This window comes from Pseudaminobacter soli (ex Zhang et al. 2022), from assembly GCF_014595955.1.
GTDB lineage: Bacteria > Pseudomonadota > Alphaproteobacteria > Rhizobiales > Rhizobiaceae > Kumtagia > Kumtagia pseudosoli.
Genome location: NZ_JABVCF010000005.1, coordinates 118281 through 143882, shown reverse-complemented (window position 1 = coordinate 143882; position 25602 = coordinate 118281). Strand labels below are relative to the sequence as shown.

The 25602-nt window shown below is 63.5% G+C and carries 32 protein-coding genes; 10 read left to right on the top strand and 22 right to left on the bottom strand.

What is annotated here, in order from left to right; genetic code table 11:
• The first annotated feature begins 88 nt into the window (after positions 1-88).
• The gene (gene tsaA / locus HUI96_RS11115) at positions 89-628 is read left to right on the top strand and encodes a tRNA (N6-threonylcarbamoyladenosine(37)-N6)-methyltransferase TrmO (RefSeq protein ID WP_188254723.1); all 540 of its coding nucleotides are present in this window, start codon (positions 89-91) and stop codon (positions 626-628) included.
• Positions 629-637: 9 nt separating this feature from the next.
• Entirely contained in the window at positions 638-949 is a 312-nt protein-coding gene (locus tag HUI96_RS11110; RefSeq protein WP_188254722.1) for a DUF2293 domain-containing protein, read from the top strand.
• Positions 950-962: 13 nt separating this feature from the next.
• Here HUI96_RS11110 and HUI96_RS30050 read toward each other — a convergent pair whose 3' ends face one another.
• The 5 genes from HUI96_RS30050 to ettA all read right to left on the bottom strand — a co-directional run bounded on the left by HUI96_RS30050 (position 963) and on the right by ettA (position 5370).
• A complete protein-coding gene (locus HUI96_RS30050) occupies positions 963-1262 on the bottom strand; it encodes a DUF5071 domain-containing protein (RefSeq protein ID WP_188254721.1) in 300 nt (99 codons plus the stop codon).
• Positions 1263-1345: 83 nt separating this feature from the next.
• A complete protein-coding gene (locus HUI96_RS11100) occupies positions 1346-1966 on the bottom strand; it encodes an MOSC domain-containing protein (protein ID WP_188254720.1) in 621 nt (206 codons plus the stop codon).
• A gap of 84 nt (positions 1967-2050) precedes the next feature.
• A complete protein-coding gene (locus HUI96_RS11095; protein ID WP_188254719.1) occupies positions 2051-3166 on the bottom strand; it encodes a beta-ketoacyl-ACP synthase III in 1116 nt (371 codons plus the stop codon).
• A gap of 203 nt (positions 3167-3369) precedes the next feature.
• Positions 3370-3666, bottom strand: coding sequence for a hypothetical protein (locus tag HUI96_RS11090; protein ID WP_210320123.1), 297 nt, complete (start codon positions 3664-3666; stop codon positions 3370-3372).
• A gap of 54 nt (positions 3667-3720) precedes the next feature.
• Positions 3721-5370, bottom strand: a complete 1650-nt coding sequence (gene ettA, locus HUI96_RS11085) for an energy-dependent translational throttle protein EttA (protein WP_188254717.1) — start codon at positions 5368-5370, stop codon at positions 3721-3723.
• Between the two features lie 132 nt (positions 5371-5502).
• Between ettA and HUI96_RS11080 the strand changes: the two genes are divergently transcribed.
• From HUI96_RS11080 to HUI96_RS11060, 5 genes are read left to right on the top strand one after another with little or no spacing between them, the layout of a single operon-like run.
• Entirely contained in the window at positions 5503-6465 is a 963-nt protein-coding gene (locus HUI96_RS11080; RefSeq protein WP_188254716.1) for an alpha/beta fold hydrolase, read from the top strand.
• 52 nt (positions 6466-6517) lie between these two features.
• Positions 6518-7690: a CaiB/BaiF CoA transferase family protein gene (locus HUI96_RS11075; RefSeq protein ID WP_188254715.1), complete on the top strand. Its 1173-nt coding sequence runs from the start codon at positions 6518-6520 to the stop codon at positions 7688-7690.
• Positions 7687-9336, top strand: coding sequence for a thiamine pyrophosphate-binding protein (locus tag HUI96_RS11070; RefSeq protein WP_188254714.1), 1650 nt, complete (start codon positions 7687-7689; stop codon positions 9334-9336). The genes HUI96_RS11075 and HUI96_RS11070 overlap by 4 nt, the downstream gene beginning before the upstream one ends.
• Positions 9337-9372: 36 nt before the next feature.
• Complete coding sequence (locus HUI96_RS11065) at positions 9373-9660, top strand: type II toxin-antitoxin system RelE/ParE family toxin (protein WP_188254713.1); 288 nt, start codon at positions 9373-9375, stop codon at positions 9658-9660.
• A gap of 1 nt (position 9661) precedes the next feature.
• Positions 9662-9949 carry a HigA family addiction module antitoxin gene (locus HUI96_RS11060; protein ID WP_188254712.1) on the top strand — a complete coding sequence of 96 codons (288 nt, stop codon included), beginning with the start codon at positions 9662-9664 and terminating at the stop codon, positions 9947-9949.
• A gap of 70 nt (positions 9950-10019) precedes the next feature.
• Here HUI96_RS11060 and HUI96_RS11055 read toward each other — a convergent pair whose 3' ends face one another.
• Genes HUI96_RS11055 through HUI96_RS11035 form a run of 5 tightly spaced genes read right to left on the bottom strand, consistent with a single transcriptional unit; the run spans position 10020 to position 14301 of the window.
• Positions 10020-10991 carry an ABC transporter substrate-binding protein gene (locus HUI96_RS11055; RefSeq protein ID WP_188254711.1) on the bottom strand — a complete coding sequence of 324 codons (972 nt, stop codon included), beginning with the start codon at positions 10989-10991 and terminating at the stop codon, positions 10020-10022.
• A 20-nt stretch (positions 10992-11011) separates the two neighbouring features.
• The gene (locus HUI96_RS11050; RefSeq protein WP_188254710.1) at positions 11012-12166 is read right to left on the bottom strand and encodes an ABC transporter permease; all 1155 of its coding nucleotides are present in this window, start codon (positions 12164-12166) and stop codon (positions 11012-11014) included.
• Positions 12163-13041 carry an ABC transporter permease gene (locus HUI96_RS11045; protein WP_188254709.1) on the bottom strand — a complete coding sequence of 293 codons (879 nt, stop codon included), beginning with the start codon at positions 13039-13041 and terminating at the stop codon, positions 12163-12165. The genes HUI96_RS11050 and HUI96_RS11045 overlap by 4 nt, the downstream gene beginning before the upstream one ends.
• The gene (locus tag HUI96_RS11040; protein ID WP_188254708.1) at positions 13038-13508 is read right to left on the bottom strand and encodes a GNAT family N-acetyltransferase; all 471 of its coding nucleotides are present in this window, start codon (positions 13506-13508) and stop codon (positions 13038-13040) included. Before HUI96_RS11040 ends, HUI96_RS11045 begins: the two co-directional genes overlap by 4 nt.
• 1 nt (position 13509) lies before the next feature.
• Positions 13510-14301 (bottom strand): ABC transporter ATP-binding protein, encoded by a 792-nt coding sequence (locus HUI96_RS11035; RefSeq protein WP_188254707.1) that lies wholly within the window; start codon positions 14299-14301, stop codon positions 13510-13512.
• A 112-nt stretch (positions 14302-14413) separates the two neighbouring features.
• Here HUI96_RS11035 and HUI96_RS11030 point away from each other — a divergent pair, with 112 nt between their 5' ends.
• On the top strand, positions 14414-14839 hold the full coding sequence (locus HUI96_RS11030) for a cupin domain-containing protein (protein WP_188254706.1): 426 nt from the start codon (positions 14414-14416) through the stop codon (positions 14837-14839).
• Positions 14840-14941: 102 nt separating this feature from the next.
• On the opposite strand, the gene HUI96_RS11025 is transcribed toward HUI96_RS11030, so the two are convergent.
• From HUI96_RS11025 to HUI96_RS11015, 3 genes are read right to left on the bottom strand one after another with little or no spacing between them, the layout of a single operon-like run.
• Positions 14942-16192 carry a Zn-dependent hydrolase gene (locus HUI96_RS11025; RefSeq protein ID WP_188254705.1) on the bottom strand — a complete coding sequence of 417 codons (1251 nt, stop codon included), beginning with the start codon at positions 16190-16192 and terminating at the stop codon, positions 14942-14944.
• Between the two features lie 6 nt (positions 16193-16198).
• Complete coding sequence (locus HUI96_RS11020; protein ID WP_188254704.1) at positions 16199-16489, bottom strand: cupin domain-containing protein; 291 nt, start codon at positions 16487-16489, stop codon at positions 16199-16201.
• A 1-nt stretch (position 16490) separates the two neighbouring features.
• Positions 16491-17819 carry an aspartate aminotransferase family protein gene (locus tag HUI96_RS11015; RefSeq protein ID WP_188254703.1) on the bottom strand — a complete coding sequence of 443 codons (1329 nt, stop codon included), beginning with the start codon at positions 17817-17819 and terminating at the stop codon, positions 16491-16493.
• Positions 17820-18151: 332 nt separating this feature from the next.
• Between HUI96_RS11015 and rutR the strand changes: the two genes are divergently transcribed.
• Positions 18152-18787 (top strand): HTH-type transcriptional regulator RutR, encoded by a 636-nt coding sequence (gene rutR / locus HUI96_RS11010; protein ID WP_188254702.1) that lies wholly within the window; start codon positions 18152-18154, stop codon positions 18785-18787.
• Positions 18788-18815: 28 nt separating this feature from the next.
• Here the strand turns inward: rutR and HUI96_RS11005 are convergent, their stop codons facing one another.
• The 6 genes from HUI96_RS11005 to HUI96_RS10980 form a co-directional block, all read right to left on the bottom strand.
• Complete coding sequence (locus HUI96_RS11005) at positions 18816-19274, bottom strand: carboxymuconolactone decarboxylase family protein (protein ID WP_188254701.1); 459 nt, start codon at positions 19272-19274, stop codon at positions 18816-18818.
• A 12-nt stretch (positions 19275-19286) separates the two neighbouring features.
• Complete coding sequence (locus HUI96_RS11000; protein WP_188254700.1) at positions 19287-19802, bottom strand: RrF2 family transcriptional regulator; 516 nt, start codon at positions 19800-19802, stop codon at positions 19287-19289.
• Positions 19803-19890: 88 nt separating this feature from the next.
• Positions 19891-20412: an RES family NAD+ phosphorylase gene (locus HUI96_RS10995; RefSeq protein WP_188254699.1), complete on the bottom strand. Its 522-nt coding sequence runs from the start codon at positions 20410-20412 to the stop codon at positions 19891-19893.
• Entirely contained in the window at positions 20405-20773 is a 369-nt protein-coding gene (locus HUI96_RS10990) for an antitoxin Xre/MbcA/ParS toxin-binding domain-containing protein (protein ID WP_188254698.1), read from the bottom strand. Before HUI96_RS10990 ends, HUI96_RS10995 begins: the two co-directional genes overlap by 8 nt.
• A gap of 77 nt (positions 20774-20850) precedes the next feature.
• Positions 20851-22167: an NAD-dependent dihydropyrimidine dehydrogenase subunit PreA gene (gene preA, locus HUI96_RS10985; RefSeq protein ID WP_188254697.1), complete on the bottom strand. Its 1317-nt coding sequence runs from the start codon at positions 22165-22167 to the stop codon at positions 20851-20853.
• A 2-nt stretch (positions 22168-22169) separates the two neighbouring features.
• Entirely contained in the window at positions 22170-23534 is a 1365-nt protein-coding gene (locus HUI96_RS10980) for an NAD(P)-dependent oxidoreductase (protein ID WP_188254696.1), read from the bottom strand.
• Between the two features lie 201 nt (positions 23535-23735).
• Between HUI96_RS10980 and HUI96_RS10975 the strand changes: the two genes are divergently transcribed.
• A complete protein-coding gene (locus HUI96_RS10975; RefSeq protein ID WP_188254695.1) occupies positions 23736-24326 on the top strand; it encodes a hypothetical protein in 591 nt (196 codons plus the stop codon).
• A gap of 6 nt (positions 24327-24332) precedes the next feature.
• Here the strand turns inward: HUI96_RS10975 and HUI96_RS10970 are convergent, their stop codons facing one another.
• Genes HUI96_RS10970 through HUI96_RS10960 form a run of 3 tightly spaced genes read right to left on the bottom strand, consistent with a single transcriptional unit; the run spans position 24333 to position 25571 of the window.
• On the bottom strand, positions 24333-24848 hold the full coding sequence (locus HUI96_RS10970; RefSeq protein WP_188254694.1) for a DNA/RNA non-specific endonuclease: 516 nt from the start codon (positions 24846-24848) through the stop codon (positions 24333-24335).
• 33 nt (positions 24849-24881) lie between these two features.
• Positions 24882-25109 (bottom strand): DUF3072 domain-containing protein, encoded by a 228-nt coding sequence (locus HUI96_RS10965; protein WP_188254693.1) that lies wholly within the window; start codon positions 25107-25109, stop codon positions 24882-24884.
• Positions 25110-25163: 54 nt separating this feature from the next.
• Entirely contained in the window at positions 25164-25571 is a 408-nt protein-coding gene (locus HUI96_RS10960; RefSeq protein ID WP_188254692.1) for a GFA family protein, read from the bottom strand.
• Positions 25572-25602: the final 31 nt, after the last annotated feature.

The following is a 25602-nucleotide window of genomic DNA, read 5'->3' as shown; positions in this document are numbered from 1 at the left end:
AAGACATAAAGATATCTTTATGTGAAAATGCGCAACTTCGCAACACCTGTGTCGCTAGCGGAACGGCGCTCGCCGTCAGGAGGGATGAATGTTCGAACTGCGTGGCGGCGAAGTCGCTCTGGCAGAGGACCCGGCCGGCCAGCCGGGTGACGCGCATCTGGTCTTCATCGGGGTCATCCGTTCCTCCTGGACGCGCCGCGAGGACTGTCCGAAGAACATGCGCGAGGCGCGCGAGCGCGGCCGTCCCGCGACGGTCGAGATCTTGCCGGCCTACCGCCAAGGCCTCCAGGGGCTGCAGGCGGCAAGCCATGTCGCAATCCTCACATGGCTGCACCACGCGCCGCGGAATCTTATTGTTCAGAAACCGCGGCATGCGTCTGAGGCGAAAGGCGTTTTCGCCTTACGCACGCCGGTCAGGCCCAATCCCGTCGGGCTCCATATCGTGCGCCTCCTGGACGTCGATCCAGATTCGGGCATCCTGCGCCTGGAGGCAATCGACGTGCTCGACGGCACGCCGGTGATCGACCTGAAGCCCTATTTCGTCACCACCGACGCGGTTCCCGATGCGACCTATGAGCGCCCAGGCGAGCCGGCAGCCGACGTTCCGGCTGCACCGATGCGGGACTGATCGGCGGCAATGTCGACGCAGCGGCAGCGGGCCATCGCCAAGGCGCTTACCGTGCTTCTCCCCCTCGCGCCCTTCGCCGACGCAGAGAAGATCAGAATCGATGCCGGGGCGCGCCATCTAAAAACCCTGCCGCCGACGGTGGCCGTGTGGCTGGCGACCGTCGCCCATGTCCGCCACGAGCATACCGACTATGACGCGCTGCTGGCCGAAGGCTACGACCGCGATTCCGCCCGCTTCTTCGTGCTCGACCAGATCAATGCGGTGCTGACCCGCTGGCGCGCGACGCGGCTGCTCGAGGCCGACGATCCGGACGTGGAATGATCAGAGGCGGCGATCATTCGGGGTACAGTTGGAGAATTTCCGGAGCCGCGTCGCGCGATTCGGCTTGGTAGGGTGAACTCTGCTGCGACAGTTGTGTGATTTCTGGCCGAAGCATCGTCACCAGAGCCGGACAATCGCCTACGACGACCTTCAGCATCCAGTATTTCCAGACGTCATCGTCGGTCAGAAATATGTCGCGTAGGTGAGGCGCCAGCGGTGGGCCGATGCTGGTGACTAGGGACTCAAACAGCATCGCCACCGGCCAGTTCATATCCTGCATCCATTGCAATATCTGCGGAAGAACTGGCTCCACTGCGGGTATCCGAGGGCGACAAGCGATGCAGCCCTGTCTACCTCGAACTTGCTTGCCGGAAGCATCTGCAGCAGGTCCATAGCCTACACCCGATAAATCCACTGCTCGGGCACCCGGACCGAGACCTCCTCCCCTGAACTGATAACGCCCGGCTTCTCCACCCAGGCGACCAGACCGCGCAGCCGCTTCGCTGCTGCGACGAAGGAGAGCGCGCCCGCTTCCTCATCCCGCATCCCGGCGCGCAGCGCCACCTGCCGCCCGGCATAGCGGCACGGCTTGTTCTGGCCGTCCAACTTCAGCGTCACTCCGCCCTTGAAAAACAGGAGCGTGCCGGAGGGCAGCATGGACAGGCGCGGCGCGCCTGCAAGCAACAGATTGGCGCCGACCCACTCCGGCCTGATCTCGGGAACGCCCATCCGCGCGGCGACAACCGCCAGTTCGTCCGCGGCCACGATCGAGACCTGGCGATCGTTACGGATTTCCGTGCCGCGTGGATACCACGGCTCCCGCCCGCCGGAGCGCCGGGTCTCGCCATGATGGAAATCCCCTACGATGCCGCCGAAATCCAGCGAAAGCCTCTCGACCGCGGCCGTCTCGAAATGGTCGCCGGCCGCGAGATAGAGGCCGGCTACCCGCGCCGCCAGCTTGCGGCCAGGCTGGACTTCGATCGTGGCATCATGGGCAACTGAAACGGGGTCGGGCATAAAGATCTCCTGCTTCGCGGGCGTGATGCACTGAAGCAGGCGGGACGATCCAGCCAATTTCGGTGATGGTTAGAATGAAGCCCGCTACATCATCCTCAGCAGCGCGCCACCGATGGAATAACCCGCGCCGAAGGCACAGAGCAGCCCCCAGTCGCCGGCTTCCATGTCCTCGTGGTTTTCCTTGAGCGCGATGACCGCGCCGGCCGCCGCGGTATTGCCCAGACGGTCGAGCACGATTGGCGCGCGATCGTGTCCAACTTCCTGGCCGAAGGCGAGCTTCAGAATCATAGCGTTCATCCGCGCATTGGCCTGGTGCAGCCAGAAGCGGCGGATGTCGTCCGGCGTAAGGCCGTGCTCGCCGAGGAAGTCGACGATGAAGCGGTGGCCCGCCACCGTCACGTCCTTGAACACCTTGTTGCCGACCTGCCGGATCAGGTTGCCTTTGGTCGGGACCGCCGAGGTGTCGTCCAGTTCGTCGCGCAGCAGGAAGCCGAAATTGGTGCGGATGTTGTTGGAGAATTGCGTCCAGCCGCGGGTATCGATGATCTCGAAGCGGCCCGGGCGCGGCTCGGTCATGCGCTCGACGATGATGGCGGTGGAGGCATCGCCGAAGATGAAATGCGTCTGCCGGTCGCGGAAATCGAGGTGTCCGGTGATGATCTCGGGCGTGACGACCAGCACCCGCCGCTGCGCCCCGGATCGCACCAGGTTCGCCGCGACATGCAGGCCGGCCGCTGCCGACGAGCAGCCAAGGGTCATGTCGAAGGCCGCACCGCCTGCCCCGATCGCGTTCTGGATCTCGATGGCGATGGCCGGATAGGGCCGCTGATGGTGCGAGGCCGCGCAGATCACCATGTCGATGTCCGCCCCGCTCAGATCGGCATCCTCCAGCGCGCGGCGCGCAGACCCCACGCCGAATTCGGCCATGACCGAGAGGTCGTCGTCCGCCCGCGCGGCGATGCGCGGCGACATCCGCTCGGGATCGAGGATGCCCTCCAGCGTGTGCACATGTCGGGTTTTTACGCCCGAGGCATGCTCGATGAAATCGGCCGAGGATTCACCCAGCGGCGGCTCACCCGTGGAGGCGCGGCGCGCGTTCTCGGCTCTCACATGGGCGTTGAAGCTCTCGACCAGATCCTCATTGGTGATCGAGGCTTCCGGAATCAGCACGCCGATCCCGCTTATCATGACGCGATGCATGTCGAGGCTTCCGTACCGGTCGCAATGTCCAATGCGCCCCGAACATCCCCCGGAATGCGCTTTCCTGAACCGGTTTACGCCGAATTTTGCGCTGCGGAAAGGGCGGGCTTACAACCGCCGGTCAATCCTTGCACAACCTCGTAACAGTGCTCGACCATTTTAGGGCGAGAACACGCCCGGGCACGGCTCGAAATGCCTGTGCTCTACCAGGCGCAGAGCCGGCTCCCTGTGTCCGGATTCACCCAGCAGGCGCGATCATCCTCGGCGCGATGGTAGGGTCCGGGAAGCGCCACGTTGCGATTGCCGAAATCCGCGAACACGAAGGCCGCGCCAAAACTGTCGATCTGAACCGTGAAGGTCGGATATCCCTCCGCCCGGATGATGAAGCTCCCCGCCTTGTCCGTAGCGCGAAAATCACAGGGATAATGGCCGTCGTCGGTGGTGAAGCATTGAGCGGGTTTGGCGAGGGCCTGTCCCGTTCCAGCGAGCGCCAGGGTCACTGCGCCCGCCAGTGCGGTTTTCCTCCCTCCCCATTCGCCCCAGCGAGGCACGCGTTAACGCGTCAGCCGCTTGTGCGTCATGCGGTGCGGGACGAGCGCCTCGGGGCCGAGGCGGCGTGCCTTGTCCTTCTCGTACTCCTCGAAGTTGCCCTCGAACCACTCGACATGCGCGTCGCCTTCGAAGGCCAGCATGTGGGTGGCCATGCGGTCGAGGAACATTCGGTCGTGGCTGATGATGACCGCACAGCCGGCATAGGCCTCGAGCGCGTCTTCCAGAGCGCCGAGCGTCTCGGTATCGAGGTCGTTGGTCGGCTCGTCGAGGAGCAGCACGTTGCCGCCGTTCTTGAGCATCTTGGCGAGGTGCACGCGGTTGCGCTGACCGCCCGAGAGGCTGCCGACCTTCTGCTGCTGGTCGCCGCCCCGGAAGTTGAACGACGAGCAGTAGGCGCGTGAATTCACCTCGAACTTGCCGAGCTTGATGACCTCGGCGCCGCCGGAGATCTCCTCCCAGACGGTCTTGTTGGGATCGAGCGCGTCGCGGTTCTGGTCGACATAGCCGAGCCTGACGGTCTCGCCGACGCGGATCGAGCCGGCATCCGGCTTCTCGAAACCGGTGATCATGCGGAACAGCGTCGTCTTGCCGGCGCCGTTCGGGCCGATCACGCCGACGATGCCACCCGGCGGCAGCTTGAAGGAGAGGTCCTCGATCAGCACCTCGTCGGAGAAGCCCTTGGTCAGGCCCTCGACCTCGATCACGACATTGCCGAGCCGCTCGCCAGCGGGGATGACGATCTGTGTGTCGGTCGGCTTGCGGTTCTGCGCCTGCTCGACGAGATCCTCGTAGGCCTTGATGCGGGCCTTCGACTTGGTCTGGCGCGCCTTGGGCGATGAGGCGATCCACTCGCGCTCGCGCCAGATCGCCTTCTGGCGGGCGTCGTCCTCGCGGCCTTCCTGGATCAGGCGCTTGGCCTTGGCATCGAGATATTTGGTGTAGTTGCCCTCATAGGGGATGCCGCGGCCACGATCGAGTTCGAGGATCCAGCCGGTGACGTTGTCGAGGAAGTAGCGGTCGTGGGTGATGATCAGCACCGAGCCGGGATAGTCGCGCAGGTGCTTTTCCAGCCACGACGTGGTCTCGGCGTCGAGGTGGTTGGTCGGCTCGTCGAGGAGAAGCAAGTCGGGCTGCTCCAGCAGAAGCCGGCAGAGCGCCACGCGGCGGCGCTCGCCGCCGGACAGGTTGTTGACGTCCGCGTCGCCGGGCGGGCACTGCAGGGCGTCCATCGCCATCTCGACCTGCTGTTCCAGGTCCCAGAGATTGAGGCGGTCCATCTCGTCCTGGAGCCGGGCGGATTCTTCGGCCGTCTCGTCGGAGTAGTTCATCATCAGTTCGTTGTAGCGCTCGATGATGGCGGTCTTCTTCGCCACGCCTTCCATGACGTTCTCGAACACGGTCTTGGCCGGGTCGAGATGCGGTTCCTGCGCGAGGTAGCCGACAGTGGCGCCCTCGGCCAGCCAGGCCTCGCCGGAATATTCCTTGTCCAGCCCGGCCATGATCCTGAGGATGGTGGACTTACCCGAGCCGTTGGGGCCGAGGATGCCGATCTTGGCGTCGGGGTAGAAGGAAAGATTGATGTTCTCCAGCACCTTCTTGGTGCCATAGGCCTTGCTGAGGCCGGACATGTGATAAATGAACTGGCGTGCCACGCGCGCGGACCTTCTAAGGGTGTTCGGGAGTTGGCCGCTATGTAAGGGATGCGGGGCGAAAGGGGAAGTGGCACCCGCCGGTTTGTTGGGCGAAGCCGCTGGATTTGATCTGAAGCGGCAGAGGGGAGAAAAATGCCGTTCGACGCGAGGACCGTTCTATTCTCTCCTACAGGCGCGCAGCTCAATCTTTACATCAAGCGCGCCGCCGAACACGCAATCGGCGTTGTCCATATAAATCACGGCCTCGCCGAGCATGCCGCCCGCTATGCGCGCTTCGCCGAGGCGTTGGCAGGCGCCGGCTTCCATGTGTACGCCCACGACCATCGCGGGCACGGCGAAACCACCGCACCGGGCGCGCCTGAGGGACGCTTCGCGCAAGAGCACGGTGTCGACAAGATGTTGGCCGACGTCAGCCACGTCCATCATTTCATCTCCCAGGAACACCCCGGGCTTCCGCTGATCATCTTCGGCCATTCGATGGGCGGCATCGTCGCGCTCAATTCGGTGCTGAAGCGCTCGGACCATCTCGCCGGCGCGGCGATCTGGAACGCCAATTTCTCGCCGGGGCTGCTCGGCCGTCTCGGACAGGCGCTTCTCGGCTGGGAGCGCTTTCGGCTCGGTGCGGATGTGCCCGCTCGCATTGTTCCGAGGCTTACCTTCCAGGCCTGGAATGGCGCGGTGCCGAACCGAAGGACTTCGGCCGATTGGCTTTCGCGTGACCAGGTCGAGGTGGACAAGTATGTGGCCGACTCGCTCTGCGGCTGGCTTCCGTCGGTCTCGATGTGGCAGGATATTTTCCGCATGGTCTTTACCGGGGCGGACGACCGCAACTTCGCTTCCATACGGCGGAACCTGCCCTTCCATCTGGTCGGCGGCGGCGCAGACCCCTCCACCAACTTCGGCAAGGCGGTTGAGCAGTTCGCAGCGCGCATGCGCCGGATGGGATTTTCGAATCTCACATCAAGGACTTGGCCGCAGACTCGCCACGAGGGATTGAACGACCTCAACCGCGACGAGATCACCGCCGACTTCATCAAATGGGCCACAAAAGTGGTCCGCATGGGAACTGCCGTGCCAGAGAACGCGGCGAGGTGACAGCGTGCCCGAAGCCCTGTAGAGCCGAGGGCCGAGACAACAGCGGTTCGACATGTCAAAGCCTCCCCTTCACGGTGTCCGCGTCCTCGAGCTTGCCCGCATCCTTGCTGGGCCCTGGGCCGGCCAGTTGCTTGCCGATCTCGGCGCCGACGTCATCAAGGTCGAAAGCCCGGAAGGCGACGACACGCGCAAGTGGGGTCCGCCCTTCGTGACCGCGGAGGACGGCGAGAACCTTTCCGCCGCCTATTACCACTCCTGCAACCGCGGAAAACGCTCGATCGTGGTGGATTTCTCGACGCCGGAAGGCGCCGAGACGATCCGCAGGCTGGCGGCCTCCTCGGACGTATTGATCGAGAACTTCAAGCTCGGCGGGCTGAAGAAATATGGCCTCGACTATGCGAGCTTTCGCGAGTTGAACCCAAAACTCGTCTATTGCTCGATCACCGGCTTCGGCCAGACCGGGCCCTATGCGCCGCGCGCCGGCTACGACTTCATCGTCCAGGGCATGTCCGGCCTGATGTCGATCACCGGCGCGCCGGATGGCGAGCCGCAGAAGGTGGGCGTCGCCGTCACCGACCTCTTTACTGGCCTCTATTCGGTCATCGCCATCCAGGCGGCGCTTCGCCACGCGGAGGCGACCGGCGAGGGCCAGCACATCGACATGGCGCTGTTCGATGCGCAGATCGCGGTGCTCGCCAACCAGAACCTCAATTTCCTCGTCTCCGGCAAGCCGCCCACGCGTATGGGCAATGCGCATCCGAACATCGCGCCCTACGAGGTGCTGCCGGTGGCAGACGGCCACATCATCCTGGCGGTCGGCAACGATGGCCAGTTCCGAAAATTCTGCGCCGTGGTAGGGCTCGACGAGTTGGGAAAGAACCCCGACTTCGCCACTAATGCCGCGCGTGTCGCCAACCGCGTCGCGCTGCGCGAGGCGATGCTGGCGAAGCTCGCTGGATGGCAAAAGAGCGAGTTGCTCGCGGCTCTCGAAAAGGAAGGCGTTCCGGCAAGCCCGATCAATACGATCGCCGAGATGTTCGACGACCCGCAGGCCAAAGCGCGCGGCATGCGGCTTGACCTCGAGGACAGGATTGGCAACGTCCTGCCCTCGGTGAGGTCGCCAATCGTATTGTCCGAGACGCCGCTCGCCTATGATCGCCCCTCGCCGTGGCTCGGCGAACACACGGACGAGATCCTCGCGGAACTGGAGAAGGCCGGAAAATGAAGACAGGCGGACAGCTTATCGTCGAGGCGCTCGAGGCGAACGGGGTCGAGCGCATCTTCTGCGTGCCGGGCGAATCCTACCTTGCTGTGCTGGACGCCCTCCACGATTCCCCGATCCGTACAGTCGTCTGCCGGCAGGAAGGCGGCGCGGCGATGATGGCCGACTGCGAAGGCCGGCTCACCGGGCGGCCCGGCATCTGCTTCGTGACGCGCGGGCCGGGAGCCACCAACGCGTCGGCAGGCATCCACATCGCCATGCAGGATTCGGTGCCGATGATCGTCTTCATCGGCCAGATTGCGCAGGGCATCCGCGAGCGCGAGGCCTTCCAGGAGGTGGACTACCGCGCCTTCTTCGGGCCGCTGGCGAAATGGGCGACCGAGATCGACGACGCCGCGCGCATTCCAGAGATCGTCACCCGCGCTTTCTCGGTCGCGACCTCGGGCAGGCCCGGTCCGGTGGTGATCGCCCTGCCGGAGGACATGCTGACCAGCGAGGTTGAAGCGCCAGCCGCGCAAGCCTGGACTCCCGTCGAGACGCGCCCCGGCGAGCCGGAGATGCGCAAGCTGACGGAGTTACTATCCAACGCCGAGCGACCCATCGCCATCCTTGGCGGCACACGCTGGAGCGCCAAGGCGAAGTCGGACATCGAGAAGGCGGCCGAAGCCTGGGCGCTGCCGGTCGGCTGCTCCTTCCGCCGCCAGATGCTGTTCGACCACCTCCATCCCTGCTACGCCGGCGATGTCGGCATCGGCCCCAATCCGAAGCTCGCCGCCTACATCAAGGAAGCCGATCTCGTGCTGCTCATCGGCGGTCGCTTCAGCGAGATGCCGTCGTCGGATTACACGTTGCTGAAGAGCCCCTACCCCGACCAGACGCTGGTGCACGTGCACGCCGATCCGAACGAGCTCGGCCGCGTCTACAAGCCAGCATTGGCGATCAATGCGTCGGCAGCCGCGTTCGCCGAGGCGCTTGCAGACATCGCGCCCGAGGCTCCGCCGGTCTGGGAGGCCGAGACCGAGCGGCTGCACGGCGCCTATCTGGCCTGGTCGACGCCGCCAGAGACCAGCCCCGGTCCGGTCGCGATGGGCCGGATCATGAAGCATCTGGAAGAGGTCCTGCCGGAAGACGCCATCTTCACCAACGGCGCCGGCAATTATGCGACCTGGATCCATCGCTTCCACCGATTCCGCCGATACGCCACCCAAGCTGCCCCTACCTCGGGCTCTATGGGCTACGGCGTGCCGGCCTCTGTTGCCGCCAAGATGCTATTCCCGGAACGCGAGGTGATCGCATTCGCCGGCGACGGCTGCTTCCTGATGAACGGCCAGGAGTTCGCGACGGCCGTGCAGTACGACCTGCCGATCACGGTCGTCGTGGTCAACAACGGCATCTACGGCACGATCCGCATGCACCAGGAGCGCGAATATCCCGGCCGAGTGATCGGCACCGATCTGAGGAACCCCGATTTCGCGGCCCTTGCCCGCGCCTATGGCGGACACGGCGAGACGGTCGAGACCACAGAAGACTTCGCCCCCGCCTTCGAACGTGCCCGTGCCAGCGGCAAGCCGTCGATCATCGAGGTGAGGATCGATCCGGAGGCGATCACCCCGACCCGAACCCTCACGGATATCCGGGAGGGGAGATAGGCTTGCAGCCTGTATCCTTTTGAGATACAGGCTGCAATGATCCGATCGCTGAGGGACAAGAGGATACCCGGCATCAGGGGGGGCTCGGCCGAAAAGGGCTTCCCACCCGACCTGGTCCAGAGAGCGCAGCGGAAGCTGGCACAACTCGACGCCGCCACCAGTTTGGCAGACTTGCGGGTGCCGCCATCAAACCAACTCGAACTCCTTCGCGGCGATCGGGCAGGCCAGCACTCCATTCGTATCAACCAGCAATGGCGGCTGTGCTTCGTTTGGAAGGATGGAGATGCTTTCGAGGTCGAAATTGTCGACTATCATAGAGGCTGAGATGAGCGAGCTTCGGCCACGTCCTGTTCACCCCGGCGAAATACTGCGAGAGGAGTTTTTGCCGGAATATTCCCTCACGCCAGGCTCACTGGCCAAGGCGCTGCACGTACCGCGCGACAGAATCGAGAAGCTGGTGCGGGAAAAGCGTGCGGTAACGGCCGACACGGCCATGCGTCTCGCGCGCTACTTCAACACGACGCCTCAGTTCTGGATGAACCTGCAGGCAAACCATGATCTCGCAACCGTTGCAGTGGACGAGATCGCGGAAATCGAGCCTCGGGCGGCCTGATCCTCTTTCTCGATCAGCAAAAAGGGGCGGTCGCCCGCCCCTTCCGCACCGGTTACGGCTGTAACGAGATCTACTTGATCGCCTTGTCGGTGATCGCGCTGGTCCAAGCGCCGGAGGGCTCCTTGCTGATGATCTTTTGGTCGAGCAGCGCCTTGGCCGTGCGGTCGTAGGCCGCCTCATTCAGCTTGCCGTCGCCATTGTCGATCAGCTTGGCAACCTCGCCCATCATCCGCTTCTGGTGGTTCTCGTCCTGCCCGCCATTGTCCATGACGATCTCCGCGGCCTCGTCCGAGTTCTGGACGGCATAGTTCCAGCCCTTCATCGAGGCGCGCACGAACCGCACCATCTTGTCCTCGAAGGCCGGGTCCTTCAGCTTGGTTTCGAGCGCGTAGAGCCCGTCCTCGAGCAGGTCGTTGCCCATGGCCGAGTAGTTGAAGACGATCAGGTCCTCTGGCTTGTAGCCGGCGTCGATCAGTTGCCAGTACTCGTTGTAGGTCATGACGGAGATGCAGTCGGCCTGCTTCTGGATGAGCGGCTGTACGTCAAAACTCTGCTTCAGCACGGTCACGCCATTCGGCCCGCCTTCGGTCGGAAGGCCGAGCTTGTTCATCCAGGCATAGAACGGATATTCATTGCCGAAGAACCAGACGCCGAGCGTGTGGCCCTTGAAGTCGGCCTCGGTCTTGATCGGCCCGTCTTTGGGGCAGACGAGTTGCATGCCGGCCTTCTTGTAGGGCTGGGCGATGTTGACCACCGGCACGCCCTTCTCGCGGGCGGAGAGTGCCGCCGCCATCCAAGTGACGATCACGTCGGCGCCGCCGCCGGCAATGACCTGCTCCGGCGCGATGTCGGGCCCGCCCGGCTTGATCTCGACGTCGAGGCCCTCCTCCTCGTAGAAACCCTTGTCCTTGGCTACGAAGTAGCCCGCGAACTGGGACTGGGCGACCCATTTGAGCTGCAGCGTCACCTTGTCGGCGGCGAGCGCCTGGGCGGCGGCAAGCGACATCGCCCCCGCCAGCATGGAAATGATGAAGGTCTTCATTCTTCTTCCCTCTGGTTGGTCTATCCCCCTCGGACAGACGGATGCCAAAACGTGGCGGCTCTCTCGAAAAGGGAGACCACGCCATAAAAGACCGAACCTGCGACTGCCGCAACGGCAATCTCGGCCCACACCATGTCGATGTTCATACGGCCGACCTCGGTGGAGATGCGGAAGCCCATGCCGACCACCGGCGTGCCGAAGAACTCGGCGACGATCGCTCCGATAAGGGCAAGCGTCGAGTTGATCTTCAGAGCATTGAAGATGAAGGGCGCGGCAGCAGGCAGCCTGAGCTTCACGAGCGTCTGCCAGTAGCCCGCGGCGTAGGTGCGCATCAGGTCGCGCTCCATATGGCCGCTGGCGGCGAGCCCGGTGACCGTGTTCACCAGCATCGGGAAGAAGGTCATCACGACGACGACGGCCGCCTTGGAGTGCCAGTCGAAGCCGAACCACATCACCATGATCGGCGCGATGCCGATGATTGGCAGCGCCGATACCATGTTGCCGATCGGCAAGAGGCCGCGGCGCAGGAAGCCGAAGCGGTCGGCGAGGATGGCCGCGGCCAGCCCGGCCCCACAACCGATCACATAGCCGGCAAGCACCGCCTTCAAGATCGTCTGCTTCACGTCGGCGGCTAGGATCGGCAGCGAGTTGGCGATGCGCGCAGCAATGGCGCTCGGCGGCGGCAAGAGCACGAAGGGGACCCCAGCGCCGCGCGTGACCGCTTCCCAGATGATGAGCAGCCAAAGGCCGAAGATGGCCGGGATCAGCAGCCGAAGGAGCATGCGCTCTCCGCGTCCGGCGGGCGCCAGTGACGACAGGATCGTCACGCAGCGCCAGGCGAGTAGCCAAGCAGCGGCGAGCAGCAGGTAGAAGGGTGCAAGCGCCGTGCCTTCGAAACCGGCAATCCCGGACAAAAGAAGCCAGGCCGCGCCATGCGCTCCGATGAAAAGCACGAGAGCGGCAGCGACCGCGGGGATGCGCATCATCGAGATCGCGCCGGCCGGGAAGATCAGGCCGAAGATGTAGTCCTTGGTCGTGAAGTACGGATAGATGATGGTTGCGGTGGGGTCGGCCAGCGCGCCAGCTTCAGGACCGCTTGCCGGGCCGAGTACCGCCGCGACGACACACAGCACGATGGCCACAAGCACCTGCCATGAGGGGGTGAACCATCTCATGACGGCTGCGCCCCCATTGAACGTTCGACGACGCGCCCGGCGACCCCGACCAGCGTAACCAGCAGTGCTGCCACCACCGAGCCTGCCACCAATGCCGCCCAGATGTCGATGGTCTGGCTGTAGTACGCGCCGGCGAGCAGTTTCGAGCCGATCCCCGCTACTGCACCGGTAGGCAACTCGCCGACGATGGCCCCGACGAGGCTCGCCGCCACCGCCACCTTCATGGAGGCGAAGAGGAACGGCACGGAAGCCGGCACTCTTAGCCTCCAGAATATCTGGGCGGCACTCGCATTATAGGTGCGCATTAGGTCGAGATGCAGCAGTTCGGGCGAGCGCAGGCCCTTCACCATGCCGACCGCGACGGGGAAGAAGGAGAGGTAGGTCGAGATCAGCGCCTTCGGGACGAGCCCCGTGACGTTCACGGCCGCCAGCACTACGACGATCATCGGAGCGATCGCCAGGATGGGGATGGTCTGCGAGGCGATGATCCAAGGCATGAGGCTGCGGTCGAGTGCGCGGATATGGACGATCCCGACCGCGATCAGGATGCCGAGCGCGGTGCCCAGCCCGAATCCGGCAAGCGTGGAGGAGAGCGTGACCCAGGAATGATAGACGAGGCTTCGGTTGCTCGTCACCTTCCGCAGAAACGTACTCTCGAAGACGTTGACCGCCACCTGATGCGGGGCAGGCAGCGTCGGCTTGGGTTGCGAAAGAGTCTGGCCGATGAACTCCCATGTGCCCGGCTGCACCCCGCCCCTGGCGTTGGTGTCGCGCTGGAACGGTGCGTTCATGGAGATGGCGGCGACGTACCAGACGGCGATGAGCACGGCGAGGATTGTGAGCACCGGGATGATGCTCTTGCCGGCCCACCTCATGATTTGCCGTCCCACCGCATCAGGAGCAAGGGAATGCCGTCGTCGGGGTTTTCCAGTCGCCGATCCGGCAGTTCGCGGAAGCCTTCCCGCTCGTAGAAATGATACGCACCGGTGTTCGGCTCGAAGACGGTCAGTTCCAGCCCGCCGGGGAAGCGCGACTTCGCCTCATCCATCAGCAGCTTGCCGATGCCATGCCTGCGGAACGGCAGGTCTACATACATCCCGTGCACAAAGCCTTCCTTCGATATCGAGAGTCCGCCCACGACCGCACTTGCGACATCCGCCACCAGCAGGACCCGGGAGGCGAACAGATCCGGCGTGAACAGAGCGGCCATCTCTTCTCGAGATCTCGCCCTTGGCAGCCAGTCCGTCGCGTCGATGTAGTCATTGACGATCCTCGCGCAGGCGGCGAGATCGGCCTCCGTCGCTGGGCGGATCGTGGGAGTGGTCTCAATCTTCCGGATCACACTAGTCCTCATAGCTGTGCCCCGCATGCAGCCCCTCCCGCACCCGGGCGGCGATCTCCAGAAACTCCGGTGTTTCCCGAATGTGGAGCGGCCGCTCCTTCGGCAGCGTGGACTGGATCACGTCGGTTACGCGGCCCGGCCGCGGCGACATCACAACGATCCGCGTGGACAGGTAGACCGCCTCGGGGATCGAGTGAGTGACGAAGCAGATCGTCTTGTTCGTCCGCGCCCACAACTCCAGCAGTTGCTTGTTGAGATGGTCGCGCACGATCTCGTCGAGCGCCCCGAACGGCTCATCCATCAGCAGCAGGTCCGCGTCGAAGGCCAGCGCCCGCGCGATCGAGGCGCGCTGCTGCATGCCGCCTGAAAGCTGCCAAGGATATTTCTTCTCGAAGCCGGTGAGATTGACGAGGTCAAGCGTGCGCTTCACCCGCTCCCGCTGTTCGGTCTGCGAAAGCCCCATGATCTCAAGCGGCAGGGCCACGTTGCGCTCGATCGTGCGCCAGGGAAACAGGGCGGCGGCCTGGAAGACATAGCCATAGGCGCGCCGCTCGCGCGCCTGTTCCGGTGTCATGCCATTGACCAGGATCGACCCCGCGGTCGGCTTCTCCAGATCGGCAATGACGCGCAGGAATGTCGTCTTCCCGCACCCCGAGGGGCCGATGAAGGAGACGAACTCGCCCTTGCCTATCGTGAGGTCCACGTCCGCGAGCGCATTGACGGGACCGTCACTGGTCTGGAAGGTGAGCGAAAGACCGCTCGCTGCGACGACGGGAGGTGTGATGCTGATCATTGCGCAGTCGAACGGCCTGGACGAACTTCAACGCCGCTAGTTGAACAGGTATCGCGCGGACTGCGCAAGCATGCCCGGAAAGACTGCACAGAAGAGGTTGCAAGAAGAGGCCATGGGAGAGACATCAAAGCCGACCTGTCATGTCGTGCGCCCGGCGGGCACCTATGACGGCAAGCAGGGTTTTAGCTACTTCGAAGGTATCGCCGCCGAGACCGTCGGCTCAAAAGGCATCTGCATGCATCTTCTGACCGTGCCGCCGGGCGCCCGAGCCAAGGCTCACATGCACGAGAGCCATGAGACCGCGATCTATTGCCTGTCTGGCGAGGTCGTCACCTGGTACGGCGACAATCTCGAACACTCCGCGACTGTTAGGGCGGGCGACTTGTTCTACATCCCGGCGGGCGTGCCGCATCTGCCGGCCAATCTGTCCTCCGAGCCGGCGTCGGCCGTCATCGCGCGCACGGACCCCAACGAACAGGAAAGCGTGGTGCTGTTGCCGCATCTGGATGCGAAGGTGCCGCGCCAAGCGACCGGTTGAGCACGGTTGAAGGTGGGAATTTTATTCCTCGACGAGGCTGAGCGTGAGCATTAGCGAGCGTCCAAGCTTGGAGCGGACCTGGCCCCACAGCAGATCAGCCATCTACGAAACGATCTCCGCCGTCTCCACCACCGCGTGGAACAGCACATCGCAGCCCGCCCCCGCCCACTCCTTCGAGATCTCCTCGGCCTCGTTGTGCGACAGCCCGTCGACGCAGGGGCACATCACCATGGCGGTCGGCGCGACGCGGTTGATCCAGCAGGCGTCGTGGCCGGCGCCCGAGACGATGTTGCGGTGGGTATAGCCGAGCCGCTCGGCCGCGTCGCGGATCGCCTTCACGCAGCCCTCGTCAAAGGTGACCGGGTCGAAATGCCCGACTTGTTCGACCTCGTAGCCGATGTCCATCGCCTCGCAGATCGTGTCGATGCCTTCGCGGATGCGCTGGTCCATCTCGTCCAGCACCTGCTTGTCGGGCGAGCGGATGTCGATCGTGAAGACCGTCTTGCCGGCGATTATGTTGCGCGAGTTGGGGTACACTTCCATGTGCCCGACCGCGCCGACCGCATGCGGCTGGTAGTCCATGGCAACCTCGTGGACCAGTTCTGTGACGCGCGCCATGCCGAGGCCTGCATTGCGGCGCTTCGGCATCGGCGTGGAACCGGTGTGACTTTCCCTGCCGGTCAGCGTCACTTCCAGCCATTTCAGCCCCTGGCCGTGAGTGACCACGCCGATGTCAATGCCTTCGTCCTCGAGGATCGGCCCCTGTTCGATATGGAGCTCGAAGAACGCTTTCATCTTGCGGGCACCGACCTCTTCGTCGCCCTTCCAGCCGATGCGCTCCAGTTCCTCGCCGAAGCGCTTGCCCTTCGCATCCTGGCGATCATAGGCCCAATCGAGATCGTGCACGCCGGCGAAGACGCCGGAGGCGAGCATGGCCGGGGCGAAGCGCGTCCCCTCCTCGTTCGTCCAGTTGGTGACGACGATCGGATGCTTGGTCTTGATGCCGAGATCGTTGAGCGTGCGGATCACCTCCAGCCCGCCGAGTACGCCCAGCACACCGTCGTATTTGCCGCCGGTGGGCTGGGTGTCGAGATGGCTGCCGACATAAACCGGCAGCGCGTCGGGGTCGGTTCCTTCGCGGCGCGCGAACATGGTGCCCATCCGGTCGACGCCCATTTCGAGCCCCGCTTCGTCGCACCAGCGTTTGAACAGGCGCCTGCCTTCACCGTCCTCGTCGGTGAGGGTCTGGCGGTTGTTACCGCCGGCGACCCCCGGACCGATCTTCGACATCTCCATCAACGAATCCCACAAACGATCTGGATTGATTCGGAGGTTCTCACCTGGAGCCGGCATTCGCGGTCAGCCTTTCAGTTCGACTTCTATGAAGCTCATCGGTTGGTCGCCACCGTTGACGACGTTGTGTTCCACCCCCTCGTCCCGCCGATAGACGGAGCCGGCCGGCATATCGGCGCGACGGCTCTCGCCACCCGGCTCCTCCAGCAGGAAAGAGCAGGGTGTCAGGGTGGTGATGACATAGTCGAGATCGTGGCGATGCCAGCCCGTCTCCGCGCCGGGCGCAAAGTCCCAGCGCGTGACGCGCACGCGATCGTCTTCAAGGATCCGGGTGGGTACCGCAGCCGGCCGGGACAAGCTACTCGACCGCTCGCAGTACGGCCCGCACGAGATCGATCAGTTCGTCGATCTGGGCCTTGGTGATGATCAGCGGCGGCGAAAGCGCGATGATGTCTCCAGTGGTGCGGATAAGGGCACCGCGCTCATAGGCCTTCACGAAGGCCGAGAAGGCGCGCTTCGAGGGCTGGCCGGGGATCGACGCAAGCTCGATCGCACCGACGAGGCCGATATTGCGGATGTCGATGACATTCGGCTCGTCCTTGAGCGAGTGCAGCGCGTCCTCCCAGTAGGGCGCCAGTTCTGCACCGCGTGTCAGCAGACCCTCCTCCTTGTAGGTGTCGAGCGTGCCAAGCGCGGCGGCGCAGGCCATCGGGTTGCCGGAATAGGTGTAGCCATGGAAGAACTCGATCAGGTGCTCCGGCCCGCTCATGAAGGCGTCGTGGATCTCCTTGGTCACGAACACCGCGCCCATCGGGATGACGCCGTTGGTGACGCCCTTGGCGGTGGTGATGATATCGGGCTTCACGCCGAAATAGTCGGCCGCAAACGGCGTGCCGAGCCGCCCAAAACCAGTGATGACCTCGTCGAAGATCAGCAGGATGCCATGCTTGGTGCAGATCTCGCGCAGCTTCTGCAGATAGCCCTTCGGCGGGATCAGCACGCCGGTCGAGCCGGCGACTGGCTCGACGATGACGGCGGCGATGGTCGAGGCGTCATGCAGCGCCACGATTCGCTCGAGTTCATTGGCGAGTTCCGCACCATGCTCCGGCTCGCCGCGACTGAACGCGTTCTTCTCCGGAAGATGAGTGTGCGGCATGTGGTCAACGCCGGCGAGCAGCGTGCCGAACATTTTTCGATTGGTGACGATGCCGCCGACCGAGATGCCGCCGAAATTGACGCCATGATAGCCGCGCTCGCGTCCGATCAGACGGGTCCGCGACCCTTCGCCCTTGGCGCGATGGTAGGCGAGCGCCATCTTTAGCGCGGTGTCGACCGATTCGGATCCGGAGTTGGTGTAGAAGACATGCGCCATACCCTCAGGCGCTATGTCGATCAGCCGGTTGGAGAGCTCGAAGACGGCGGGATGGCCCATCTGAAATGCCGGCGCATAGTCCAACTCGGCCGCCTGATGCTGGATCGCCTCGGTGATCTTCGGCCGGCAATGGCCGGCGTTGACGCACCAGAGGCCCGCCGTGCCGTCCAGCACCTGCCGGCCGTCGGTGGTGGTGTAGTACATGTCCTTCGCCGCAGCGAACATGCGCGGCGCCTGCTTGAACTGGCGGTTCGCCGTGAACGGCATCCAGAAAGCCGACAGGTCGTTCGGTGCAATTCTTGTTCTGTTGGACATGACCAAGCTCTCCTTGAATTCGCTTCCTATCGGCTAACGGCCAAAGCTTGGTCTCAGCGTCGTTTGGTGCTACGCAAATTTTGACCGATTGGACAATCGTTAGCACCGCCGGTCCGGCGGTCAACCCAGTAGTAGCGGATTTGACGGCCGAAGATCGCGCACCAAAGCGGGACAACTCGCTGGTCCAGAGAATTGGGCCAGAGAGATGATGCTCCAGGTGATCTTTCATTCGGGAAATGATGGACTTACGTGAGTGTTTTCTCACACGCCCTAGGCTGCTTTGGAGCCATTCAAGTGGTGAGTTCCGGCACTTCGTATAGGCGCCTCCCGTAATGGACGAAATCCCAACCCGTTCGCGCACCCGCATCCAGCAGGAGAAGCGGGAACTTATCCTCGAGGCCGCGCTCGACGTCTTTTCCACGAAGGGCTTTCGCGGCTCCACGGTGGACCAGATCGCCGAAGCGGCCGGCATGTCGAAGCCCAACCTGCTCTATTATTTCCGCAGCAAGGACGATATCCACACCACCCTTTTGCAGCGCCTTCTCGATATGTGGCTCGCGCCGCTGCGTGAACTCGACGACGTCGGCGATCCGATCACCGAACTGAGGGGCTACATCCGTCGCAAGATCGAGATGGCGCGCGACTATCCCCGCGAAAGCCGGCTGTTCGCGAATGAGATGCTGCAGGGCGCGCCGCATATGATGCCGTTCCTGCAGGGCGAGATGAAAGCACTCGTCGAGGAGAAGGTCGTGGTAATCCGCGGCTGGATCGAGAGCGGCAAGATCGCGCCTGTCGATCCCCATCACCTGATCTTCGCGATCTGGGCGACGACCCAGCATTACGCCGACTTCGACGTTCAGGTTCGTGCAGTGCTCGGTGCCGACAGGAGCGGTGAAAACCGCTTTGAGGACGCAGCGCGCTTTCTCGAAAACCTGTTCGTCCGCGGGCTCGCGACCCACAACAAGTAAGCCGCGAGGCTACGAGGGGATGGAGGCGTTAGGCCGCCACGGCCTTCGCGACGGGATGGATGGCGTGGAACGGGACGCACAACCGGTTCCATATGTTGATCATGCCCACCGCCACCGTGAGCTTTACCAACTCCGCCTCGGAGAAATGCCTGAGCGCTTTCTCGTAGAGTTCATCGGAAACGGGACCGTTCGATACCAGCGTGACCGCTTCGACCCAGGCGAAGGCGGCGCGCTCGCGCTCGGAAAATAGCGGCGACTCCTTCCAGGCCGCGACGAGATAGAGCCGCTGTTCGGTCTCGCCGTCGTGGCGTGCCTCGCGACTGTGCATGTCGACGCAGTACGAGCAGCCATTGATCTGCGAGGCACGCAGCTTGATCAGGTGCAACAGGCTCTTTTCCAGGCCGCATTCGTCCACCGCCTTGTTGAGGGCGCGCACCTCCGTAATCAACTCGGGAGCCGCACTGAAGAAATTCAGCCTCGGTTGCATGACTATTCCTCTCTATCGCTTGGTTGAAAAGGACTTCTGCGGGCGTTGATGGCGCGCGACGAAGGCGCAGCTTGCCGCCACCGAACGCGGGTCAGCCTCAGTCAAAAATTCGGTCACGATGTCCGACAGGCGCTCGGCGGCGAGTGCGGCCCGGTACGCCCTCTCCGCGCGCAGCATCGCGAAGTTGATCCCGCACGGCTTCACATAAGCGGAAGCCGGCAACTTGTTCGGACCGCGCTGGCGGATTTCGCCGCAGCGGAAGGCCGGCTGCGGACCTTCGACGGCAAGCATGATGTCGAGCAGCGAGATTTCCTCTGCGGCGCGCGCCAGCCGGTAGCCGCCGGCAGGACCCGGAACGGACTCGCAAATTCCCGCGGCGACCAGCGCATTGAGGTGCTTCAGGAGATAGCTGGACGACAGACCGAACTGCTCAGCCAGCGCGGCAGCAGGCAGCGTCGCGCCATCGTCCACACCGACCAGAGCGGCAGCACAATGGATCGCCGCCTCCACCCCTTCGCTCAACTTCATCGTCGACCCCCGTTTCGTGGATATTTCGTATCCTGGATATCTCATATCCACAATAGGCGAACAAAGGTCTCCTGACACATGCTGAGGTTCAGACCCAGGAAGCAGGGGTGGTCGGCATCCGGCCATCCGGATCGATGACGCGAAGTCTTGGCGCGTCCGTCCCGTTCCAGCACCACAGTGCAACACAGGTGCCGCCTGGCGACATGAACGACGGGTAGATCACCCCATCGAAGCCACGGGAAAGCAAACACTCGCGAACGGCATAGGTAGGAGGCACTTCACTGCGGTCGAGCATATCCCGCCACTCGCAGTGGTGGATCGACATGTCGATCCCGAGCGGTTCGGTTCCCTCCTCGCGTGAAAGATCCGCGAGCGCCGCCCCGGAAAGCTCCAGTTGAGCGATCAGGGCTGGGTGCTGGACAAAACCCTGGTTATACTCCGCCCAGGCGGTCGAAAGCTCCCGCGCGGCATAGATGGCCGGAGTACCTGCCGGGTTCCAGCGTCCGCCAAAACGGGAGGCGCCCTCCCCCGACAGCGGCAGGTAAGCCCAGCGCGGCACGTAGGCGCGCCACAGAATCAGGGGCCCGGAAGCGGTTCTGGGCTCAGGCATAGACGCCGGAGCGCACAGCCTCCAAATAGGCTAAAACCTTGTCCGACTTGCCTTCCGCCATGAGATCGTAGGCGGTCTTGCCGGCCCAGCCAGGGATAGGCTGATGCTTGAACCAGATCGCCGCCCGGCTCTCGTCGCCGGACATTTCGGCCGCCATAGCGAGGATGCGCACCAGCGGACTGAGCGCCTGGTCGACCTTGCGTGCCCGGGACTTGGCCGCGAGCGTGTTGCGCGCGACCCCGATCAGCCGCGCCAGTTCGGAAGCGGTCACGCCCAACTGTTGCTGGACGCGCGCGACCGAAAGGTATGGCGAATGCTCGTCGGCGAAGCCGGCTGCAGCAGTATTGAGAGCGGCAGTCATGGCTGATCTCGAATTGACATCATTGCGCTCAATGTGAGCGCAATGAGTGCGCAATTCAAGATCAGAGCCCGCTCACCTCACTCCGCCGCGACCTTCGGCGCCATCGGATTGTTCGGGTGCGTCGTCCAGTTGGCATAGACCGGCGAGACCGGCTGCTGCGTGCGCTTGTCGATGACGCCGGCCGCCAACGGTTCCATGGCGATGCAGCCTTCGACCGGGCAGACGTTGACGCAGAGATTGCAGCCGACACACTCCTCCTCGATCACCTCGAAATGGCGGACGCCGTCGACCAGGCTGGTGATCGCCTGGTGCGAGGTGTCCTCGCAGACGATGTGGCAGCGGCCGCACTTGATGCAGAGATCCTGGTTAATCCGCGCCTTGGCGACGTAGTTGAGGTTGAGATACTGCCAGTCGGTGACGTTAGGCGTGGCCCGGCCGACGAACGAATCGAGGTCCGCGTGGCCCTTCTCGTCCATCCAGTTCTTCAGCCCCTCGATCATCTCCTGCACGATCTTGAAACCGTAGGTCATGGCAGCGGTGCAGACCTGCACGTTGCCGGCGCCGAGCGCCAGGAACTCGGCCGCGTCGCGCCACGTCGTTACGCCGCCGATGCCGGAGATCGGCAGGCCGCGCGTCTCCGGATCACGAGCAATCTCGGCCACCATGTTGAGGGCGATCGGCTTCACCGCCGGGCCGCAATAGCCGCCGTGAGAACCCTTGCCGTCGATCGAGGGCTCCGGCGAGAAGGTGTCGAGGTTTACCGAGGTGATCGACGACACCGTATTGATCAGCGAAACCGCATCGGTGCCGCCTCGGTTGGCCGCGCGAGCCGGATAGCGAATGTCGGTGATGTTGGGCGTCAGCTTCACGATCACCGGCATGCGCGTGTACTGCTTGCACCAGCGCGTGACCATCTCGATGTATTCGGGCACCTGCCCGACCGCCGATCCCATACCCCGCTCGCTCATGCCATGCGGGCAGCCGAAATTGAGCTCGATGCCGTCGGCCCCGGTCTCCTCGACCAGCGGCAGGATCGCCTTCCAACTCTCCTCCTCGCAGGGTACCATGATGGAGACGACGATCGCGCGGTCGGGCCAGTCGCGCTTGACCTGCTTGATCTCCCGAAGGTTGGTTTGCAGGTCTCGGTCGGTGATCAACTCGATATTGTTGAGGCCGAGAAGCCGTCGGTCCGCGCCCCAGATCGCCCCGTAGCGCGGGCCGTTGACATTGACGATCGGCGGACCTTCCTCGCCCAGCGTCTTCCAGACCACGCCGCCCCAGCCGGCCTTGAACGCCCGCACCACGTTGTAGGCCTTGTCGGTGGGCGGCGCCGAGGCCAGCCAGAACGGGTTGGGAGACTTTATCCCGACGAAGTTGTTACGGATGTCTGCCATGCTCACGCCCTCCCATTCGAGGCCAGCGCGCGATGAATGCTCTCCGCGGCATCCCTCCCCTGGGCCACCGCAGAGACCGTAAGATCGTCGCCGCCGAGGATGCAGTCGCCGCCGGCCCACACCTTCGGCATGGATGTCCGGCCCTCTGCATCGGCCTGGATTCGTCCGCCCTCGAGCGCGATCGCCGGGGCGCTGCCGTTCTGCGCCACCGGAACAAAAGTCTGGCCGATCGCCTTGAAGATCTGATCGCAGGAGATCACGAACGTCTCGCCCGTCCGTGCCAGCCTGCCGTCCTGCATCGCAGTATATTCGAGTTCGATGCCTGCGACCTTGCCGAACTGCGCGACCACGCGCTTCGGCTGCAGCCAATGCCGGATCGTGACGCCCTTCGATGTCGCGAGTTCCTGCTCGTATTCCGACGCGTTCATGTGCTCCTTGCCGCGCCGGTAGCAGATCGTCACCTCCTCGGCCCCCAGCAGCTTGGATTGCACGGCGGCGTCGATCGCGGTCATGCCGCCGCCGATCACCACCACGCGGCGGCCGATCGGTAGCGCGGCGAGATCTTCGGCCTGGCGTAGCTCGGCGATGAAGTCGACCGCGTTCTCGACGCCAGCGGCATCCTCGCCCTCGGCCCGCAGCGCGTTGACGCCGGCAAGGCCCATGCCAAGGAATACCGCATCATATGTCGCCGTCAGATCGGCGAGATGGACATCTCGGCCGAGCGCCCGGCCATATTCGAGGGTGATGCCGCCGATCGCGGTCACATAATCCACCTCGGCCTGGGCGAAATCATCCGTGGTCTTGTAGGCGGCAATGCCATATTCGTTCAGCCCACCGGCCTTCGGCCTCGCCTCGAAGACGGTCACGTCGTGGCCGTAGCGAGCCAGGCGATGCGCTGCGGCAAGCCCCGCCGGGCCGGCGCCGATCACCGCGATCCGCTTCCCGGTCGGCGCAACGCGCTCGTAGAACTGCCGGTTTTGGGCCATTGCAATGTCGGTCGAATATCGCTGCAGCCGGCCGATCTGCACCGGCTTGCCTTCCGCGGCCTCGCGCACGCAGGCCTCTTCGCAGAGCGTCTCCGTCGGGCAGACGCGCGCGCACATTCCGCCAAGAATGTTCTGGTCGAAGATGGTCTTGGCAGAGCCGACCGGGTTGCCGGTCGCGATCTGCCGGATGAACAGCGGAATGTCGATTGAAGTAGGACAGGCCTGCATGCACGGCGCGTCATAGCAGAAATAGCAACGATCAGCCTCGACGAGCGCTTCGTGATGATCGAGCGGCGGATGCAGGTCCGAGAAATTCAGCGCGTATTCGCCGGGGGAAAGTCGTTCCCCAACGATGCCCTCCTTGAATGGGCTTCCGACCATCGATGTTCCCCGCAGCTTGCTTGACGCTGGCTATTTTTGAGAAGGCTAGCACGTTTTGTTTTTTTATCAATCGGTCAAATTTTACTCGGACAGACCCTGGACCAGAATTTATTAACCATGCTTTAGACCCCGCCGGTCGAAACCGTCGGGTTAACAGCGCAGGCAACTCTCCCTTTAGCATTCCCGCCTAATCGTCCCGGAATGCGTCTCTCGAATTTGAGTAAAATCGTCCTCGTCGGTGCGGCGCTAGCGCTGACCTCCTGTGCATCGCAGCCGACGAGGATCAACGACATCTGCGCGGTCTTCGACCAGAGGGACGGCTGGTTCGACAACTGGAGATCGGCCGCGCACCGCGCCGAAAGGAAATATGGCGTGCCGGTGCCGGTGCTGATGGCCACGGTGCGCAAGGAGTCCGGCTTCAAGGGCAATGCCCGCCCGCCGCGCACGAAGCTGCTCGGCTTCATCCCCTGGAAGCGGCAGTCGAGCGCATACGGCTATTCACAGGCGCTGAACGGCACTTGGTCCCAGTACCAGGCCGAGACGGGAAACTTCGCCGCCCGCCGCAGCAACTTCGCCGACGCGGTCGATTTCGTCGGCTGGTATCACTCCAAGACTGCGGAGAAATTCGGCGTCGCCAAGAACGACACCTTCAACCTCTACCTCGCCTATTACCACGGCTGGGGCGGATACCAGAAGGGAAGCTGGCGCGGGAACGCGGGCATCCAGCGCTATGCTCGCGAAACCGACGATATGGCCCGCAGCTACGCCGCCCAGATGCAGAACTGCCGGTGAGGCGGCTCAGTTTCCGTGGCGCTTTATCTCGGGCATCTTCCCCGGAACTAGCAGTCCCTGATCGACCCCGATCGGCATCTGGGACGGCGCGTTGCCGTAACGCCAATAGGTGAAATAGAGAGCACCGGGCGTGGCTACCGCCTTCTTCTCGAGTTCCCGGAAGGGCCCTACGTTAACCGATCCTAGCTGCGGAACGAGATTGATGTCTATCGGACCGCCAAGTGTGTGCGGAATAGCGTGGCCCCGATGGTAGAGTTCGCCGCCCGAGCGGGGATGGCCGGCCATACGGGCTTTGTCGCGCGCGCCAGCATGTCGGCCTAGACTGAAGCCCCAAGCCGCCAGCAGCCGGCCGTTCTGTACATCGAAAAGATAAGAGAAACCGCCGGTCGTCGTTTCCACGATTTCGTTATCAGGCGAAAGAAGATCATAGTTATCTAGCCAGGCAGCGATAAGCCAAGGCACAGCCTCCTCTTCAATTGCTCTCGAAGAGAATAATCCCCTCAGCTTCGAATAATCGACCATTCCCCACCCCGGCTCCGGTAGACTGCCGGGGTATTATATCATTGCTTGGGGGCAAGCGCAGCGATGATAAGCGTCGATCCGCTTCGACGCCTCGGCCTTCGTCAGATCCTCGGCTAATGCCTTTTCGTCATGCGCCTGCTCGGAAAGGGTTTTCAGGTAGGATTTCTGCGCGCCTGTCATCGGCTCGTCGCCGCTGACCCAGTCCTCCGGATCCTTCTCCATGTTGGAGGCGGGCTCGTTCTTGGGGTTCTCGTCCGTCATCTCGCAACTCCTGCATTCCGAAACAAATGCAGAACGAATGCGGATGTTCCGGGCTCAGCCCGGGGAGGATACTTCGCCGCTCCTCTCGGGCGGAAAGCGGTCTCCGGAATATTGCGGCACCGGCATCGGATGCAGCCATGTCTCGCGCCTGATCACCCAGATCTCATATTCGGGCTTCAGGCCCGCCGGTGCATCGTCGAGCGAGCCGACGCGGATTTCCGTCTCCTTCGCGCCCGGATTGAACAGCCGCGATCCGCATTCGGAACAGAAGCCGCGGCCATCAAAGGTCTTTAGATCGCCGGTGCTCCTGAAGGAGGAAGTCGGCCAGACGGCGAAGGTGACAAAGGACGAGCCGCTTTCCTTACGGCAGTCCGCGCAGTGGCAGAGTCCGACGCGCAGGGGTTCGCCCTCCACCTCATAGCGGACGGCGCCGCACAGGCAGCCTCCTCTTCTGGTGACCATGCAAAACCTCCGCCGAGCCTCGATCAAAACG